The organism is Klebsiella sp. YJ, assembly GCF_002108615.1.
GTDB lineage: Bacteria > Pseudomonadota > Gammaproteobacteria > Enterobacterales > Enterobacteriaceae > Klebsiella > Klebsiella planticola.
In genome coordinates this window covers 45,397-64,183 of sequence record NZ_MTEG01000008.1, presented here as the reverse complement: position 1 = coordinate 64,183, position 18,787 = coordinate 45,397, and the positions used below count along the sequence as shown (strand labels likewise).

Below are 18,787 nucleotides of genomic sequence, written 5' to 3'. Positions count from 1 at the left end.
CATTCAATTTACGCGACTCAGCGTCGAACGCTTTGTCTCCTGCAGCGCGAGACGCAAACGATCGTTATTTTCCGCCAGCAGATCTCGCGCCTGCCAGGCGTCGAGCCCGGTCATCAGCATCAGGATTGCCGTCCGCACATGCTGATTGCAGCTGGCCAGCGCGGCTTTGGCCTCGCTGCGCGAGCAGTCGGTGGCCGTCATGACGATGGCAATCTGGCGTTCAGTCCAGCGCGGGCTGGTGGCCTGCAGATCGACCCGCAGGTTGCTGTAAACCCTGCCGCTGCGAATCGCCAGCCCGGTGGTCAACATCGTGAGGATCTGCCGCTGCGCCAGCTGCGCTTTCGGGTTACCGAACCCCGCCACCGCTTCTGGCCCGGTTTGCGGCGCAATAATGATATCCGCCAGCTGGGCGGCTTCACTCTCCGCTTGCTGCGTCAGCACCGCAATTGGCGCGCCGAGCGACCAGGCGTGACGCATCGCGCCCCAGACCCACGGCGTTTGTCCGCTAACCGTCAGCGCCAGCAGCATATCGTTGCTGCTGAAACGGATAGCCTGCAGCTCAAGCGTACCGAGATCGTAATCGTTAGCGGCCGTTTCCATCTCCTGTAGCGCGGCTGCCGGGCCACCGGCAATGAGCCCAACCAGCGAATGTTTCTCTTCCGGCGTATACTCGCTGACCGTCTGTAGCGCCGCGCGGCCGGATGCTCCGGCGCCGACAATCACCAGCCGCCCTCCCCGACTCAGGGCTGCGGCGGCATTATCAACGAGACGGGCAACCTCCGGTAAACAGGCCCCGACGGCGTCGGCAATTTGCCGATTGTCTTTGTGCAACAGGGTCAGCATATCGAGGGTGGCGAGCGTGTCGATGTGACGAGTTTCAGGGTGGCGTCGTTCCATCATTGATGCGGTTGGCTTACTGCTCATAAAAACCTCCTTTTAAATAACTCCCTATTCACTATAAGGATATTTATTGCGAGGTCCTGCGAGTGGGGTCACGCTTCCCGGTTCTTTCAGCGTCTTTTTGCTTTTTTACATAGCTTTAAGAAATGGTTACCTTCAGCGATAATGGCCCTTCGCCGAACAGTTCAGGGGATGGTATGAAGGATATCGCGGAGTCAATTCCGCCCGCGCGCAAACGTCTGATGAGGATGAAGCTGAGTACCGCCGTGACGCTCATGATTAGCAGCGTGATTGGTTCGGTACTGCTGCTGGTCTACGCGCTGTGGTTTATACAGATCAGCGACACCACCCGCGACGGCGTAAAAGATACGGCGCTGGCGGTCGCACGCACCTTCTCCGATATGCCGGAAGTGAAACAGGCCCTGGCGCTGCCGCCGCAGAGCGGGCTTATCCAGCCCCTGGCGCTGGCCATCACCCGACGTAACGATCTGCTGTATGCCGTGGTGACCGATATGCATGGCGTGCGCTATTCGCATCCCAACGCCCGGCTTATCGGTAAACGATTTATCGGCGAGGATATTCAGCCTGCCTTTGCCGGCAAAGAGAATGTCGCCGTCAATCACGGGGTGTTGGCTCCGGCGCTGCGCGTCTTTACGCCGGTATTCAACGACCGGCAGCAGCAAATTGGCGTGGTGGTGGTCGGGATTTCACTCAGTAAAGTGGATGAGCAGATCGCCAAAGGCCGCTGGGATGTGCTGTTAACCGTGCTGTTCAGCGCCCTGGTCTGCGGAATCGGTACCTGGAGTCTGGTGCGCGGACTCAAGCGCGTGCTGCTGGGACTGGAGCCGCAGGAGATCTCCACGCAGTTTCAGCAGCGGCAGGCGATGCTCCATTCGTTAAAAGAAGGGGTTGTCGCGGTGGATGTCGAAGGTCGCGTCACGCTGATCAACCCGGCGGCCAGCGAGATCCTGCTTAGCGGCCCCGGCAAAGAGATTGCCCACACCCCGCTGCTGGCGGATCTGCACGAGGTCTTGCAAACCGGCGAGCCGATTTACGACCGCGAGCTCGGCTGCAACGGCTTCCTGCTGATCAGCAACACCGTGCCGGTGCGCAGTCAGAATGCTATCGTCGGCGCCATCAGTACTTTCCGTGATAAAACGGAGGTCAGCCAGCTGTTGCAGCGGCTGGACGGTATGGTTAACTATGTCGATGCGCTGCGCACCACCTCGCATGAATTTATGAATAAGCTGCATGTGATCCTTGGCCTGTTAAACATGAAAAGTTATGACAAGCTGGAGGAGTACGTGCTGCAAACCGCCCATACTTATCAGGCGGACATAGGTGAAATTCAGCACCGTATCAAATCACCGGTGGTCGCGGGCTTCCTGATTGGTAAAATCCAGCGCGCCAAAGAGCGCGGCTTCACGCTTAACTTAGCCGAAGAGAGCCTGGTGCCCGATTGCCCAAATGAAAAGCAGGTGACCGTGCTGGTCACCGTGCTGGGTAATTTGATTGAGAATGCGCTGGATGCCATGAGCGGCCAAAGCGAGGGGGAAGTCGGTCTGCTGCTGCACTATCAGAACGGCTGGCTGAGCGGCGAAGTCAGCGATGACGGGCCGGGCATCCCGCCTGCTAATATTGATGCCATCTTTAATAAAGGCTTCTCGACCAAGGGTGAGAATCGCGGCGTTGGCCTGTTTCTCGCCAGCCAGCAGCTCCGTGAACTGGGCGGCACGCTCGCCGTCGAGTCTGAGCCTGGCGTCTTTACCCAATTTTTTGTTCATCTTCCCTGGGATAGTAAAAGGAAACGTGCGTGATAAATGTATTAATTGTTGACGATGATGCCATGGTCGCCGAACTGAATCGCCTGTATGTGGCGAGAATTCCCGGCTTCCGCTGCTGTGGCACGGCGTCTACGCTAAGCAAGGCCCAGGAGATGATTAACGATAGCGGACAGGAGATCGATCTGGTGCTGCTGGATGTCTACATGCAGCATGACAGCGGACTGGATCTGCTGCCGACCATTCGCGCCTCTGGCCGCCCTATCGACGTGATTATGATTACCTCCGCCGCCGATGCCGCCACCGTGCAAACCTCGATGCACTACGGCGTCGTCGATTATCTGATCAAACCGTTCCAGTTCCCGCGCTTCGAAGAGGCGCTGACCGCCTGGCGCGAAAAACGCAAACTGATGACCGGACAGCCCTATTATGAGCAGGCCGATGTTGACCGCCTGCTCCACGGCAACGCGCCGGAAGCCAGCGACGCGCGCAAGCTGCCGAAAGGCTTAACCGCCCAGACGCTGCGCACGCTGTGTCAGTGGATTGACGCCCATCCGGGTACCGAGTTTTCCACCGATGAACTGGCGGTGGCAGTCAATATTTCCCGCGTCTCCTGCCGGAAATACCTGATCTGGCTGGCGCAGATTAATATCCTCTACACCAGCATTCACTACGGCGCTACCGGGCGTCCCGTCTACCGCTACCGGCTGGTCGCCGAGCAGTACAGCCTGCTCAAGCAGTACAGTCAGTAAGCCGGTAGCTGTCGTCGAGTAAGTGAAAACGAAAGCGGCGCTGTGATGAGAGGATAATGTCGCGATTTTTGGTGACGAAAATCGCCTCGATGTCTTCGCGATGGCGCAGCGCCGCGCAGCCCTTTTCTACGCCAAGACCGAAGATCAACGTGGTCCAGATATCTCCGTCGAGCGAGTCATCTGCAACAATGGTTACGCTCTCCAGCTCGTTATCGAGCGGATAGCCTGTGCGCGGGTCGAGGATATGGTGCCAACGCCGCCCATCCTGCTCAAAATAGCGCTCGTAAATGCCGGACGTCACCACCGACTGGCCGACGACGTCAATACTGCCCACCAGCGCATTATCGGCCGCGAACGGTTTTTTCAGCCCAATCGACCACGCCCCCAGAGTATGCACGTTGCCACCGAGGTTGATCAGCGCCGCGTCCACTCCCTGGCGCTGCAGGTCATCGCGGACCCGGTCCGCTATGTAGCCTTTGGCAATCGCCCCAAGATCGATCTCCATGCCCGGCCGGGCGAGAAAAACGCTGCCGGCGGCGTCATCCAGGATCACATCCTGCGGGCGGGTCAGCGCTAAGCGCGCGGCGATATCCGTCGCCGCCGGAACGCTGTGGCCGTTAAAACCGATGCGCCATAGCTTCACCAGCGGGCCGATGGCCAGATTAAAGGCGCTCTCCTGCACCATGCTGGCCGCTTTCGCGCATTTAATAAGCTGATATACCGGACGGCTGACGCTGACCGGATGGCGACCGGCGGCATGATTAATCGCCATCACCTCCGAGTGTGCGCGGTTGACGGTGAACAGGTCTTCGTAGCGTTTAATCAGTTGAAACGTGCGGGAAGCCAGGGCTTCATCGTGGGAGAACAGTTTGAGCAGGATGGGAGACCCCATCAAAACAGCGGAGTAGCTATAGAGGCGTTGGTCGCCAGAGATGCCAGACATCATTAAAGCTCCTCTGTGTCACCCGGGCAGGCAGACGCCGCCGGGAATGAGCCGGGCGAACCCGGCCTGTTATCACTGAGCGTTAGCCTCTGGCGCGTTTTGCCGCCTGGTGGCCCGCCAGGGTGCCAAAGATAATAATATCCGCTACGGCATTGCCGCCGATACGGTTACCGCCGTGGATACCCCCGACCACTTCACCCGCGGCATAAGCGCCGGCAATCGGCTGATGATGAGTATCCAGTACCGCGGTGTCAGTATTAATGGTCACACCGCCCATAGTGTGGTGAACCCCCGGCGCGATGCGGATAGCATGGAACGGCCCTTCGTTAACCGGCGCGCGCAGCGCGGTGGTACGACCAAACTCTTCATCACGCTGATTTTCAACAAACCCGTTGTAGCGTTCCAGCGTGGCGAGGAAGGCATGGTAATCCATCCCCAGTTTCTCCGCCAGTTCGCGCGGCGAGCTGGCGCTGGTCACCAGACCTTTGGCGATATATTCGTCGGCCGCTTTGTTTTTCGCCCGGACATGTTCATCAAAGACGATGTAAGCATAATGCTCCGGCAGCGCGATGATCGCCGCAGACACTTTATCGCGGGTCTCCATTTCGTTGAAGAAGCGGTTCCCCTGTTGATTGACCAGAATGGCGCCGCCGCCGCGAATCGATTCGGAAATCAGGTACGAGGTGTTCTGCTCAACGGTCGGGTGAATTTGAATTTCGCCCATGTCGACGGTGCCGGCGCCAATCCGTTCCAGCAGCGCAATACCGCCGCCGGTGGCCCCTTTATGGTTGGTGGTGACAAACCCCGCCAGATCCGGACGATATTTTACCACCATCGCGCTATTGGCGCTGAAACCGCCGGTCGCCATCACGATACTTTTGGTTTGCACCTCGATACTTTCCTGCTCATCATTCAGCAGACGTACGCCGCTCACCTGGTCGTGGGTCATCAGGATCTCTTCCACCGACGTATCCAGCATCACATCGATGCCGCGACGAGTGATATTACGCACCAGGCCGCTAATCAGGTATCCTCCGACGGCGGATCCGTCACGCGGACGGTGAGTACGGTCGATACTCATCCCGCCGGTGGTGGTGATGTCATTAAGCATGATCCCGCGACGCGCCAGCCATTCGATGGCCTCCGGGGCATTTTCCACGAACCGACGCAGCAATTGCGGATTGTTTTTATTGTGTCCGCCTTTTAAGGTTTCCTGATAGAACAGCTCTTTGCTGTCCTCAATACCTTTTACCCGCTGGAAGCGTGTTTGCGCGGCGTTCATTCCGGCAGAGGCTTTAATCGTATTACCGCCGATGGTCGGCATTTTCTCAACGATCAGGACGCTTGCGCCTTCATCGTGTGCCTGAATGGCGGCGGCCAGCCCGGCGCCGCCGCTGCCGACCACCACCACGTCATAGCTTTTCGGCGTCAGATCTGCGCCGCCCTCTTCCAGCGCCAGCGCTTTACTTGATTTCAGCATCGCTTTCGACACCGCTTTTTTCACCGCTTCACTTTGGCTGGTGGCGCCAGAAATCGCGTCCACGTGCGGCGTATTGGCGGTCAAAATGCGTTCACGGATCTCTTCGAAGCTGGTAGTGAACTCCACGTTCTGCTGCGGGCCGGCAGCCAGTTCGATATCGGCGATGCGGTCATTTTCCAGACTAACGTTAATCACCAGTTCGTTGGCATCGTCCTGGACGGTTTCCACAAACAGGCCGGGTTTAAACTTCGCATCGCCCATGCTCATATCGCGGATCATGGCTTCAACCAGCGAGAAGCGCCACAGCGGCTGCGGAATATTCAGCGCTTCGCGCTGGGTGCTGTCGATAAACAGCTCGAGATGTTCTCCGCCAGCAATCCGCGCCGCCCAGTCCGGATAAGCAATGCAGGCGCGGCCCACGGCCATCAGATCGTAACCATGATCCAGCCCCTGCTCCGCATCCGCCGCGTTGACCACGCCGCCAACGCCCATCACCGGGATCTGAGCCAGGGTATCAGAGCGCAGCGCACAATATTTTTCAATCAGCGGCGTCGGATCGCTGGTATCGACAATCGAGGGACGCAGAGATGCGCCGACGGAGAAGTGCAGATAGTCGAGACCCCGCGCCGCCAGTTTTTCCAGCAGGTACAGGGTGTCATCAAAACGGATACCCGGCTCTTCCAGCTCTTCCGGGGAGAAGCGATAGCCGATAATAAAGGCATCATCGGCGTACTGGCTCGCCATTTTATGGGTAATGTCGAGGACCGCCAGCGGGAAACGCGCACGGTTATCGCGGCTGCCGCCCCACTGATCATCGCGTTGGTTAGAATTCGGGGAATAGAACTGCTGGATAAGATAGGTGTTAGCGCCGTGAATTTCCACGCCATCAAAACCGGCCAGAATGGCGCGACGTACACCGTCGCCGAATTTGGCAATCATTCCCTCAACTTCTTCGCCGCTCAGCGCACGCGGCATCGCAGCGCCTTCGCGCGGTGCGGCCAGCGCGCTCGGCGCCACCGGTTGACGGCCGCCGATCAGCTGCGGATCGACCATACGTCCGCCGTGATAGATCTGCAGAATGGCTTTTGATCCTTCGGCTTTGATGGCGTCGGCGATTTTAGCCAGACCGGCAATTTTCTCGTCATTATCGATGCCGATGGCGCCCGGGAAAGCCAGACCGTAATCATCAATAAAACAGCACTCAACGATAATGGTGCCAATGCTGCCGGCGCGAGCGCGATAGTATTCCACCAGTTCGCTGGTGACGCTGCCGTCAAAATAGCCGGTGCAGGTGGTCATCGGTGCCATTAACAAACGGTTTTTTAACTCAGTACCATTCGGTAAGGTAAAAGGACGCAATATACGTGGGCTACTGGTCATATTAACACTCCAGATTTTAAATATTGAAAATTCAGAATTGGGTGACGGAATTGTTTTTGGTTGTGTTTCTTAATTCCTGTTGCCATGCCCATAATATATCGCTATTTTTAGTTACCAAACCAATTACGTTAGTTAAAAAACTATTTAATACCACCAATAACATCAATACCTCTATTGTATTATTAATTAAAAATACAATTTTCACACAAAGCAAAAAACCGATAACATGCCAGCCACCTTTGTTAAAAAACAACACATATCAATCACAATACAAAACTCATTAATATCATATACATACAAACATAAAAATCTTGATGTACGTTTGTAAGCCAATTATTTATTAACATTTATCGATATTTTAATCAAATAAGCACCTCACCCGGCAGGGTTATTTTAAAAATAAATAAATACCTCCACACACCGCATTTATTGATCCTGATCAATTGCAATAAAGCAACAAAGCGCAATATATAAATAACCAACGAATTAAATTTAACGCACAGCAAAATGCGTTAAATAACCGTCACGAAAACCAGAAAAACCAAAGATTAATAAGTAAAGAAAGTTTTGAAATTAAAAAAATCACTGGTTATGGCGTGACGCATCGTATTTTCAACTACTCGCAGATACTCATTATGAAAGAGAAACAGACAACCATACCGCCTGCCGGTGCCGCCAGTCCCAAGGCTGCAAATAAAAACCGCCTGCTGATGATGGCGCTGCCCATTATTGTTGCAGTTCTTTTACTCTTCGTGCCGGTGCCTGACGGGTTACCGCCTTATGCCTGGCACTACTTTGCTATCTTCGTTGGCGTCATTGTCGGGCTGATTTTTGAACCCCTGCCGGGCGCCGTGATCGGCATTACCGGGGTGGTGGTCATCGCCCTGTGCAGCCAGTGGCTGCTCTTCAACCCAGCGCAGCTGGCCGACCCCAAATTCAAACTGGCCGGCGCCTCATTTAAATGGGCGGTCAGCGGTTTTGGTAACTCCACCGTATGGTTGATTTTCGGCGCCTTCATGTTCGCCGCTGGCTACGATAAAACCCAGTTTGGTCGCCGTCTGGCGCTGATCCTGGTGAAATATCTGGGCCGCCGCAGCCTGACGCTGGGTTATGCCATTACCTTTGCTGACCTGCTGCTGGCACCGTTTACCCCGTCCAATACCGCGCGCAGCGGCGGGACCATCTACCCCATTATCGCCAACCTGCCGCCGCTATACGGTTCTAAACCGAACGATCCCAGCGCGCGTCGTATCGGCTCCTACCTGATGTGGGTGGCCATTACCGCAGCTTGTATCACCAGTTCGATGTTCCTCTCCGCGCTGGCGCCAAACCTGCTGGCCCTCGCGCTGGTCAAAAGCATCGTCGGCATCAATATCTCGTGGGGTACCTGGTTTATCGCCTTCCTGCCGCTGGGTATCCTGCTGATTCTGGCGATGCCGCTGCTGGCTTACTGGTTCTATCCGCCGGAAGTGAAAGTCAACAATGAAGTGCCGCTGTGGGCCGCTCGCGAGCTGGAAAAGCTGGGCAAGCTGTCACGCAATGAGATCCTGCTGCTGGTGTTCGTCTGCTTCGCCCTGGCCATGTGGATTTTCGCCGCCGAGTGGATTGAACCGGCGCTGGCCGCCCTGCTGGTCATTGTGCTGATGCTATGGACCGGCGTACTTTCGTGGAGCGATATCACCAACAATAAAGCGGCATGGAACACCTTCGTCTGGTTCGCCACCCTGGTGGCGCTGGCCGACGGCCTCTCCTCTACCGGCTTTATCGCCTGGCTGGGTAAAGAAGGCGGAGCGCTGATGAGCGGCATCTCCCCGGGCGTCGCCACTATCGTGCTGCTGCTGGCGTTCTACCTGCTGCACTACCTGTTCGCCAGCACCACCGCGCACACCACCGCGCTGCTGCCGGCGATGCTGACTATCGCATCCACCATTCCGGGTATGAATATGCAGGTCTTCGTCCTGCTGATGGTGACCTCGCTCGGCGTGATGGGCATCATCACGCCGTACGGTACCGGTCCAAGCCCGATTTACTACGGCAGCGGCTACCTGCCGACCAAAGACTACTGGCGCCTCGGCACCATCTTCGGCGCCATCTTCCTGGCCGCCCTGCTGCTGATTGGCTATCCGTGGATGTCCATGATGTTCTGATTCATAACCGCCGGAGGCTCTCCTCCGGCGGTTTTACTCTTAGGGAGCTAAGCTATGTCGACTAAACCGTTTGTTTACCAGGAAGCCTTTCCGCTGGCAAAAGATGAGACTGAATACTATCTGCTGAGCAAAGAACATGTTTCCGTGGCCGAATTTGCCGGCCAGGAGATACTGAAAGTTGCCCCTGAAGCCCTGACCCTGCTGGCCCAGCAGGCCTTCCACGATGCGGCCTTTATGCTGCGCGTTTCCCATCAAAAGCAGGTTGCGTCAATCCTGCTCGACCCGGAAGCCAGCGAAAACGACAAATACGTCGCCCTGCAGTTCCTGCGCAACTCGGAAATCGCGGCGAAAGGCGTGCTGCCGACCTGCCAGGACACTGGTACCGCGATCATCATGGGTAAAAAAGGTCAGCGCGTCTGGACCGGCGGCGGCGATGAAGCGGCGCTGGCCCGCGGCGTTTACAACACCTATACCGAAGATAACCTGCGCTACTCGCAAAATGCCGCGCTGGATATGTACAAAGAGGTCAACACCGGGACTAACCTGCCGGCGCAGATCGATCTTTATGCTACTGACGGCGACGAGTACAAATTCCTGTGCATGGCGAAAGGCGGCGGTTCAGCCAACAAAACCTACCTGTATCAGGAAACCAAAGCGCTGATTACTCCGGCGAAGCTGAAAAACTACCTGGTTGAGAAGATGCGCACCCTCGGCACCGCGGCCTGTCCGCCGTACCATATCGCCTTCGTGATTGGCGGCACCTCAGCGGAATCGACGCTGAAAACCGTGAAGCTGGCCTCCACGCGCTACTACGATGGCCTGCCCACCGAAGGTAACGAGCACGGCCAGGCGTTCCGCGATATTCAGCTGGAGCAAGAGCTGCTGCTGGAAGCGCAGAATCTCGGCCTTGGCGCGCAGTTCGGCGGCAAATACTTCGCCCACGACATCCGCGTGATTCGCCTGCCGCGTCATGGAGCCTCCTGCCCGGTCGGCATGGGCGTCTCCTGCTCCGCTGACCGCAATATCAAGGCCAAAATCAACCGCCACGGTATCTGGATTGAAAAACTGGAGAGCAACCCGGGCCAGTACATCCCGGAAGCACTGCGTGAACAAGGTGAAGGCAAGGTGGTCAGTATTAACCTGAATCAGCCGATGAGCGAGATCCTGGCGCAGCTGTCCGCCCATCCGGTATCCACTCGTCTGACGCTGAACGGCACCATCATTGTGGCGCGCGATATCGCCCACGCGAAGCTCAAAGAGCTACTGGATAACGGCGAAGCGCTACCGCAGTACGTCAAAGATCACCCGATCTACTACGCCGGTCCGGCGAAAACGCCGGAAGGTTACGCGTCAGGTTCACTCGGCCCAACCACCGCCGGGCGCATGGACTCCTATGTCGATCTGCTGCAGTCCCACGGCGCCAGCATGGTGATGCTGGCGAAAGGCAACCGCAGCCAGCAGGTGACCGACGCCTGCCACAAACACGGTGGATTCTATCTCGGCAGCATTGGCGGTCCGGCGGCGGTACTGGCGCAGCAGAGTATTAAGAGCCTGGAGTGCGTGGCGTATCCGGAACTGGGGATGGAAGCTATCTGGAAAATCGAAGTGGAAAATTTCCCGGCCTTCATCCTGGTGGATGACAAAGGCAACGACTTCTTCCAGCAGATTCAGAACAAACAGTGTGCGGGTTGTTCACAGCGCTAATTTTGGCTGATTAACCCTGTTCGGGGCCGTAACGCTGTGCGTTACGGCCTTTTTTACGCTCGCCGCCAGAAGACTAATGGCCGGCTGACGGCGCCCCTGGCCCCCCTGCGCGGCTGAACGGCGGACGGGCAAACCAGATAACCGCGATCAGCGCCATAAAGCCCCAGCCCAGTAGCCAGAAATAGTCGATGGTCGACATCATGTAGGCCTGCTGCTCGATGCTCTTATCAATCAGCGCCATATGCTGCTGCGTGGCGCCGCCCATCTTGTTGATATAGTCCACCGCCGCGGGATTGTAGGCGGAGACGCTTTCGGTCAGGTTGGCATGGTGGAAAACTTCCCGACGCGACCAGATCCAGGTGGTGAGCGACGACGCAAAAGAGCCGCCCAGCACGCGGAAAAAGGTCGCCAGCCCGGAGCCTTCGGCCACTTCCGCGCCGTTCAGGTTTGACAGCACAATCGTGGTAATGGGCATGAAGAAAAACGCCACGCCGATCCCCATAAATAGCTGCACTTCTGCAATGGTGCGGAAATCGACGTCGGTATTGAACTGCGCGCGAATCAGGCAGGAGGCCCCCATCGTCAAAAATGAGAGCGAGGCCAGGATCCGCAGGTCAAACTTGTTGGCGTAGCGGCCGATAATCGGCGTCATCATCAGCGGCAGGATCCCCATCGGCGCGGCGGCCAGTCCGGCCCAGATCGCCGTGTAGCCCATCTGCGTTTGCAGCCACTGCGGCAGAATAATATTGATAGCAAAAAAAGCCGCGTACCCCAGGGTCAGCGAGAGCGTACCAATCGCAAAATTGCGATCTTTGAACAAGCGCAGGTTCACGATCGGATGACGCTCGCCCAGTTCCCAGATAACGAACGACACCAGCGAGATGGCGGAAATCGTCGACATCACAACGATCTGCGAAGAGGCAAACCAGTCTAGATCGTTGCCTTTATCAAGCACCACCTGCAGCAACCCAACCCCGAGCACCAGCAGCGCAATCCCGATGTAATCAATGGGGGCGTGGGTGGTGGTCTCTTCCCGTTCACGCATCTGCGTCCAGACCACGATAGTGGCGAAGATGCCGATCGGTACGTTGATGTAGAAGATCCACGGCCACGAGTAGTTGTCCGTTATCCAGCCGCCGGTAATCGGCCCGACAATCGGCGCCACGACCGTCACCATCGACAGCAGCGCCAGCGCCATACTGCGTTTACTGGCGGGAAAGATAACCAGCAGCAGCGTCTGACACATCGGGAACATAGGGCCGGCGAAAAAGCCCTGTAGCGCGCGGAAGATAATCAGCTCGGTCATACTGTGGGCAAATCCGCACAGGAATGAGGTCAGCGTAAACATCATCACCGAGCCAATAAAGAGCTTTAACTGCCCGAAGCGGCGCGTAAACCAACCGGTCAGCGGCAGCGCGATGGCGTTACACACCGCAAATGAGGTGATCACCCATGTCCCCTGATCCGCGCTGACCCCGAGGTTGCCGGCAATCGTCGGCAACGCCACGTTGGCGATAGTGGAATCCAGCACCTGCATAAACGTGGCCAGAGACAGCGCAAGCACCGCCAGCCACATATTGGGCGGTGTAAAGGCAGCCTTATCGTGCATAACGTCTCTCTTAACGGGTGCCGGCGGCTACCGTTTTGCTGTTGTCATGAAGGATTTTAGCCACCAGTTTGTCCGCTTCTGCCAGCGGGTTTTGATACACGTCCGTGGTGAAACGCGGGCTGCTAACGGTTTGCTGCGGCAGCAGGTGGCCGTCGGCGTCGCGAATATCGACGCTGACGTTCATCGACAGGCCGACGCGCAGCGGGTTTTTCTGCATATCATGGGGATCGAGTACAATACGGACCGGCAGACGCTGGACAATTTTGATCCAGTTGCCGCTGGCGTTCTGTGCCGGCAGCAGCGAGAACGCGCTACCGGTGCCAATGCCCAGGCTTTCGATGGTGCCGTGATACTCGACATCATCGCCGTACAGATCGGCGTTGAGGGTGACTTTTTGTCCGAGACGCATCCCCTTCATCTGGCTCTCTTTGAAGTTGGCATCTACCCAGACTTCGTTCAGCGGCACGATAGCCATCAGCGTGGTGCCGGAATCAACGCGCATGCCGAGCTGTACCGCGCGCTTCGCCACATAGCCGCTGACCGGGGCCACGATGGTGCTGCGGGAATTGTCGAGATAGCGCTGACGGAGGGTGGCGACGGCACTTTTAATTTCCGGGTGGCTGTCGATTACGGTGTCATCCACCATGGCCATATTGGTACGCAACGCTTCCTGTGCGGCCAGAAGATCGCTTTGCGCGCTGGTGACCGCATCGCGATAATGCGCCAGGTCTTCCGCGGCGATCGCCCCGCTCTGGAAGATTTTCTGCCGCCGCGCATAGTCGTTTTGCGCCGTTTGTAACGCCACTTTTTTCGCGGCGACCTGCGCGCGGTAGTTATCCGCGGTGCTGTACAGCCCGCGAACCTGGCGAACCGTATTCGCCAGACTGGCTTCCGCCTGCTGCAGCGCAATTTCGGTATCGCTGGGGTCGAGCAGCACCAGCGGCTGCCCCTTCTGTACGAAGTCGCCTTCATCCACCGTCACCTGAGTGACCGTACCGCCAATCTGCGGAGTGAGCGTCACCTGGTTGCCATTGACATAAGCATCGTCGGTCGTTTCATAGTAGCGGGCGTACAGCAAATACCACGCCACCCCGCCACCGGCGGCCAGAAGCAGAATAATCAATAAAATAATAAAGTTACGTTTGCGCTTGCTGCCGCGCTCAGCCTGTTGTACCGCAGTGGTTTCCATCTTGTCAGGACCTTTTTGAATGCATTAGCGATGAGGGGCGACGATCTCGTCTGGCAACATTTTTGTCATCAGATCGACCAGCTGTCGGGATTCATCGGGAGTGAGTCGGGCGGTGAGTTCGCTGATGATCGATACCAGCGCTTCATTGACAAAGCGCTCGCAAATCAGCAGCCCTTTGTCGGTCAATGCCAGAATCACCTGGCGTTTATCCTGTGGATTGGGGGAGCGACTGATCAACTCACGCTTGACCATTCGATCCACCATTCGGCTCATGGCGCCGGCGTCCATGACCAGGTTTTTACTGATCTCGACCGGACTGTTAAAGCCTTTATAAATACTGATCAGCACCTTGAACTGCGCGGCGGTAATGTCCATGCCGGAGAAGTGCTGGCTAATCAGCTGGTCCTTGAACTGGTTAGCCAGATGGATCAACAAACCTAAGTGAAATTTATTGTTAATAATACCCGGATGGTTATTCATGATATTTGCCTGGTCAGTAATTACAAATGAAACTACTGACCAGGCATCTATTTGTCAACGCAGTGTCAAGAAGATCGCACGTTTTGTCAGCGCAGCGAGACGCCGCGCCCGAGGTTGTTTGCCGGCCCCGCCCTCGATATTCGCGACCTCTCCGCCGCGCTTGTATTCGCTTATCGCTGGTCTATGCTCAAAGCAAGGCCTGGTCAGAAAATGCTGTTGACCACCTGAAAAATAACGATAATTCTCTTTTTTTGGGTGCTGCATATGAACAAAATACAGGCGTTATTTTTGGCCGGCCTCGCGCTATGCCTGGCGTTCCCCCTTTCGGCGGCGGAACCGCGCCAACAGCCCACAGAACGTGAACAGGCCCGTACGGTGAAAATTTTCCACCAGCCGATTGTGATGTTACAGGCGACCTTCGGTCAGACGACGCCCGAAGAGCGGGTGCTGCGAATTCGCAATACGCTACGCGCTTTTACCGAGGCGGATATCAGCCAGCCGCTGCAGGTTGTTCCGGTCACGCGCTACAACCTGCCGGGTCGTTTGTTCCTTATGAACGGTAAACCCATTATGTTACTGAGCCAGGCCGACCTCGACGAAGGTGACGACCTGACCCTCGACCAGGCCAGCCAGCGGGTTCTCGCCCGAATGGAGGCGCAGCGCACCGCGCTTCGTGAACAGTTCAATACATCCTATCTGACGCTGGCGGTCGTTAAAGTGGGGGGTGGCGCGCTGCTGCTGGCGGCCTTTTATTACGCCGCCTGGCGCTCCTGGCGTCGGGTTCGCCGCTATTTTCTGCTGCGTATTCTGCAAAAGCGCGGCTGGATCCCCCAGAACTGGCGGCGGTTTCTCGGCAATATCGAAACCAGACTCTATGCCCTGCTGATGGTTTTGCTGGGCATAGTGGCGCTTTATGCCTGGCTAAGCTGGGCCTTCGGCCTGTTTCCCTGGACGCGCGTGTGGAGCGAATCGTTGGGAGAGTGGTCGGTACGCGTCCTGCAGGAGATTGCCCTGGCAATAGTTTCGGCGCTACCCGGCCTGCTGATTGTTCTGATTATCTTGCTGATCACCTGGTTTATTATCCGTCTGGTAAAGCTGCTGCTCAGTCAGGTGGAAGCCGGTCGTCTGCAAATTCCGGGTCTGCATCCCGAAACGGTAGGCGCAACGCGCAAACTTATCTCGGTGGTCATCTGGCTCTTCGCCCTCTCCGCCGCTTACCCCTTTTTACCTGGCGCCAACTCGCTGGCGTTCAAAGGGATTAGCGTCTTTTTCGGTCTGATGTTAACCCTGGGATCGGCAGGAGTCATGAACCATGCCATGAGCGGTCTGGTGCTGATTTACTCGCGCGCGCTGCGCAAAGGCGATGTGATTCGGATTGCCGACAATGAGGGTGAGGTCAGTGAAATTGGGATGCTGGCCACCAAAATCGTCACCCGGGAAAACTATATCGTGACGGTGCCAAACGCCGTGGTAGTGAGCGGGAAAATCACCAACCTCAGCGCACAAAGCAGCGAAAGCGGCCTTAACCTGACCACCGGCGTCACCATCGGCTACGACACGCCGTGGCGACAGGTTCAGGCGCTGCTGGAACTGGCGGCGCGGCGCGCGCCGGGTATCGACCACCGCCAGCCGCCGCAGGTGCGTCAGCTTGGGCTGATGGACTGGTACGTCGCCTATGAGCTGCAGGTCCTGCTACTGGCGGAAACCTCGCTGGCCGACGGACGAACCGCGCTACACAGCAACATTCAGGATGTCTTTAATGAATTTGGCGTGCAGATCATGTCGCCGAACTTTGTTATGCAGCCGAAGGGAGCCGTGATGGTGGCAAAAGAGGACTGGTACGCCGCGCCGGCGGCGAAAGACCCACAGATAACAGAGAGATAAGTCACGATGCTGGCCGGCGAAAACCGGCCAGCACAACCGCATCAGGCCGGTTTCCCGTCCAGCTCATCAAACACCTGCTGCGCAAGATGCATCGTGGCATTGGCGGCAGGCAGCCCGCAGTACAGCGCGGAGTGCATAATCAACTCTTTCAGCTCATCGCGGGTCACGCCATTATTAAACGCCGCGCGCAGATGCATTTTCAGCTCCGCTTCGCGGTTGAGCGCAATCAGCATGGCGATTGTTATCATGCTGCGGGTATGGTGATCGAGCCCCGGCCGGGTCCAGGTCTCTCCCCACGCATAGCGGGTAATAAAATCCTGAAACTCGTCATTGAGCGGCGTCAGATTGTGCAGCGTGCGCTCCACATGGGCATCGCCCAGCACTTTGCGCCGAACGTTCATGCCCTGCTGGTAACGGGTTTTATCGTCCACGATCGTCCCCTTGCAAAAAAGCCAACAGCGCCGCGCTAAAGGCCTCCGGCGACTCGATACTGGACAGATGGGACGCGGGAACCACCACCACCTGCGAAGAGGAGATCTGCTGATGTAAAAAATGCGCATCGGCAACGGTAGTGACAGGGTCACTTTCACCGGCAATGATCAGCGTCGGCACGCTAATTTGTCCGACTTCGCTGCGCAAATCGGCCGCCGCCAGGGCTTCACAGCACTCGGCATACCCTTCGGCATTGCTATGGGTCAGCTGATGGCACAGCGCCTCGACCACCTCCGGCGCCTTCTGACGGAAAGCGTGCGTGAACCAGCGGTCCGCCGCACCGGCGGCCACTACGTCCATTCCTTCCTGACGCACGGCCCGCGAGCGGGAGAGCCAGCTGGCCTGATCGCCAATCCGCGCCGCCGTGTTGGCCACCGCGATACCGTAAAAACGATCCGCGGCAAAACGCCCCAGCCATAGCCCGGTCAGGCCGCCCATCGAGATACCGCAAAACCAGGCTTTGGCGATATTGAGATGATCGAGCAGCGCAATAACATCTTCACCAAGCTGCGCCAGCGTCACCTTGCCTGACTTTTGGGTTTTACCATGGCCGTGGGTGTCATAGCGCAGCACGCGGAACCGTTGGGTTAAGGCCGCCATCTGCGGCTGCCACATTGCGCGGGTGGTCCCGAGCGAGTTAGAAAGCACAATGACCGGCGCGCCTTCCGGCCCGTCCAGCTGATAATCAAGGTTCATCACGTTGCTCCTTGTAACGCGCCACGACCTGGCGCACAAAACGTTCGGCGCTGCCGGTGGCCGTGGCCGGGTCCAGCAGCTGCGTTAAACGGGGTGGCGAAAGATGCTGGCTGACCAGCGGGTCGTTCTCCAGCAGCGCCTGCAGCGGGCGAGATTCGTCGATCGCCTGGCGGCACAGCGCCTCAATACGGTGATGGGCATCGGCTTTGCCAATAAACGCCGCCAGCGCCAGCGTCACCGCCTCGGCCATAATCAGTCCGTGAGTGATCTCCAGATCGGCCCGCATTTTCTGCGGGAAGACCTGCATCTCGCGAACCAGCGCATCGCTTTGCGCCAGCGCCCCTCCCACCAGCATAATCAGCTCTGGCAGAGTCTCCCATTCCGCCTGCCAGCCGCCAAGGGCGCGTTCATGCTGCTGAATCTGGCTGGCGTAAAGCGTCGCCACCAGTCCTGGCGTGCGCTGGGCTGCGGTTAAAATCGCGCTACAGGCGATGGGGTTGCGTTTGTGCGGCATGGTCGACGATCCGCCGCGCCCTTCCGCAACCGGTTCGCTGACTTCCGCCACTTCGGTTTGCATCAGCAGGGAAAAATCGTTAGCAAATTTGCCCAGCGTGCCGCACAGGCCAGCAAACCAGGCCCCCACTTCCAGCAGCCGGTCACGCTGGCTGTGCCACGGCGTATCCGGCAGAGTCAGCCCGAGCAGGCTGGCCAGCGCCGCAGCAACCGGCGATGCATCGGCTTTCAGCGAATCCAGGGTGCCCGCCGCGCCGCCAAACTGCAGCACCAGCACCCGCGGTCGCATCTCCCGCAAACGCTGCTGCCAGCGCAGCAGCGCATCAAGCGTGCCCGCCAGCTTCAGGCCAAAGGTGACCGGCAGCGCGTGCTGCATCCAGGTACGACCGGGCATGACCGTGTTCTGATAGCGTTCAGCCTGCATGGCGAAGCCGTCAATCAGCTGTTGCAACAGCCGTTCCGTTTCGTCCAGCGCGCCGCGCAGCTGCAAGACCAGCCCGCTGTCGATAGCATCCTGGCTGGTCGCCCCCCAGTGAACATAGCGTGCCGCCCCGGCATCCTGCGTCTTCACCCGGGCGGTGAGCTGTTTCACCAACGGAATCGCCAGGTTGCCCGCGCTGGCGGCGGCCAGCCCCAGGGCCGGAAAATCGATGGCCGAATGCTGGCAGGCGCTGACGATGGGGGCGACGGCATCCGGCGGCACCGTGCCGCAGGATGCCTGCGCGCGGACCAGCGCCGCTTCAAAATCCAGCATCCCCTGCACCCGCTGCGCATCGCTAAACCAGGCGGTCAGCGGACTGCTGCGCAGCATGGGGGTCAACAAACTCATGTTGGCTC

Annotated in this window: 14 protein-coding genes; 5 read left to right on the top strand and 9 right to left on the bottom strand. The window is 57.6% G+C overall.

All coding sequences use genetic code 11. The features are described 5' to 3' along the window. Positions 1 to 3: 3 nt before the first annotated feature. Positions 4 to 924, bottom strand: a complete 921-nt coding sequence (locus BV390_RS10485; RefSeq protein ID WP_032687474.1) for an N-acetylmuramic acid 6-phosphate etherase — start codon at positions 922 to 924, stop codon at positions 4 to 6. Between the two features lie 173 nt (positions 925 to 1,097). On the opposite strand from BV390_RS10485, the gene BV390_RS10480 reads away from it, so the two are divergent. Next, positions 1,098 to 2,717, top strand: a complete 1,620-nt coding sequence (locus tag BV390_RS10480; RefSeq protein WP_032696079.1) for a sensor histidine kinase — start codon at positions 1,098 to 1,100, stop codon at positions 2,715 to 2,717. After that, on the top strand, positions 2,714 to 3,433 hold the full coding sequence (gene dcuR / locus BV390_RS10475) for a two-component system response regulator DcuR (RefSeq protein WP_032687473.1): 720 nt from the start codon (positions 2,714 to 2,716) through the stop codon (positions 3,431 to 3,433). The genes BV390_RS10480 and dcuR overlap by 4 nt, the downstream gene beginning before the upstream one ends. Here the strand turns inward: dcuR and BV390_RS10470 are convergent. Together BV390_RS10470 and BV390_RS10465 are read right to left on the bottom strand one after the other, a co-directional pair. Continuing rightward, positions 3,414 to 4,376, bottom strand: coding sequence for an FAD:protein FMN transferase (locus tag BV390_RS10470; protein WP_046852389.1), 963 nt, complete (start codon positions 4,374 to 4,376; stop codon positions 3,414 to 3,416). The two genes, dcuR and BV390_RS10470, sit on opposite strands and share 20 nt — an antisense overlap. 82 nt (positions 4,377 to 4,458) lie before the next feature. After that, on the bottom strand, positions 4,459 to 7,236 hold the full coding sequence (locus BV390_RS10465) for a flavocytochrome c (RefSeq protein WP_085396891.1): 2,778 nt from the start codon (positions 7,234 to 7,236) through the stop codon (positions 4,459 to 4,461). Positions 7,237 to 7,871: 635 nt separating this feature from the next. Between BV390_RS10465 and BV390_RS10455 the strand changes: the two genes are divergently transcribed. After that, positions 7,872 to 9,383, top strand: a complete 1,512-nt coding sequence (locus BV390_RS10455; protein WP_032687499.1) for an anion permease — start codon at positions 7,872 to 7,874, stop codon at positions 9,381 to 9,383. A 54-nt stretch (positions 9,384 to 9,437) separates the two neighbouring features. Further along, on the top strand, positions 9,438 to 11,087 hold the full coding sequence (gene fumA, locus BV390_RS10450; RefSeq protein ID WP_032687470.1) for a class I fumarate hydratase FumA: 1,650 nt from the start codon (positions 9,438 to 9,440) through the stop codon (positions 11,085 to 11,087). 73 nt (positions 11,088 to 11,160) lie between these two features. On the opposite strand, the gene BV390_RS10445 is transcribed toward fumA, so the two are convergent. From BV390_RS10445 to BV390_RS10435, 3 genes are read right to left on the bottom strand one after another with little or no spacing between them, the layout of a single operon-like run. Next, positions 11,161 to 12,696 (bottom strand): DHA2 family efflux MFS transporter permease subunit, encoded by a 1,536-nt coding sequence (locus BV390_RS10445; RefSeq protein WP_046852378.1) that lies wholly within the window; start codon positions 12,694 to 12,696, stop codon positions 11,161 to 11,163. Positions 12,697 to 12,706: 10 nt separating this feature from the next. Then, positions 12,707 to 13,885 carry an efflux RND transporter periplasmic adaptor subunit gene (locus BV390_RS10440; RefSeq protein WP_049268156.1) on the bottom strand — a complete coding sequence of 393 codons (1,179 nt, stop codon included), beginning with the start codon at positions 13,883 to 13,885 and terminating at the stop codon, positions 12,707 to 12,709. Positions 13,886 to 13,909: 24 nt separating this feature from the next. Further along, entirely contained in the window at positions 13,910 to 14,365 is a 456-nt protein-coding gene (locus BV390_RS10435; RefSeq protein ID WP_032687465.1) for a MarR family transcriptional regulator, read from the bottom strand. Between the two features lie 264 nt (positions 14,366 to 14,629). Here BV390_RS10435 and BV390_RS10430 point away from each other — a divergent pair, with 264 nt between their 5' ends. Beyond that, complete coding sequence (locus BV390_RS10430; RefSeq protein ID WP_085396888.1) at positions 14,630 to 16,249, top strand: mechanosensitive ion channel family protein; 1,620 nt, start codon at positions 14,630 to 14,632, stop codon at positions 16,247 to 16,249. A gap of 41 nt (positions 16,250 to 16,290) precedes the next feature. Here the strand turns inward: BV390_RS10430 and pcaC are convergent, their stop codons facing one another. Genes pcaC through BV390_RS10415 form a run of 3 tightly spaced genes read right to left on the bottom strand, consistent with a single transcriptional unit; the run spans position 16,291 to position 18,779 of the window. Then, positions 16,291 to 16,680, bottom strand: coding sequence for a 4-carboxymuconolactone decarboxylase (gene pcaC, locus BV390_RS10425; protein WP_004862525.1), 390 nt, complete (start codon positions 16,678 to 16,680; stop codon positions 16,291 to 16,293). Beyond that, positions 16,670 to 17,437: a 3-oxoadipate enol-lactonase gene (pcaD, locus tag BV390_RS10420; protein ID WP_032699707.1), complete on the bottom strand. Its 768-nt coding sequence runs from the start codon at positions 17,435 to 17,437 to the stop codon at positions 16,670 to 16,672. The genes pcaC and pcaD overlap by 11 nt, the downstream gene beginning before the upstream one ends. Continuing rightward, positions 17,427 to 18,779, bottom strand: coding sequence for a 3-carboxy-cis,cis-muconate cycloisomerase (locus tag BV390_RS10415; protein WP_064385719.1), 1,353 nt, complete (start codon positions 18,777 to 18,779; stop codon positions 17,427 to 17,429). The genes pcaD and BV390_RS10415 overlap by 11 nt, the downstream gene beginning before the upstream one ends. Positions 18,780 to 18,787 lie beyond the last annotated feature (8 nt).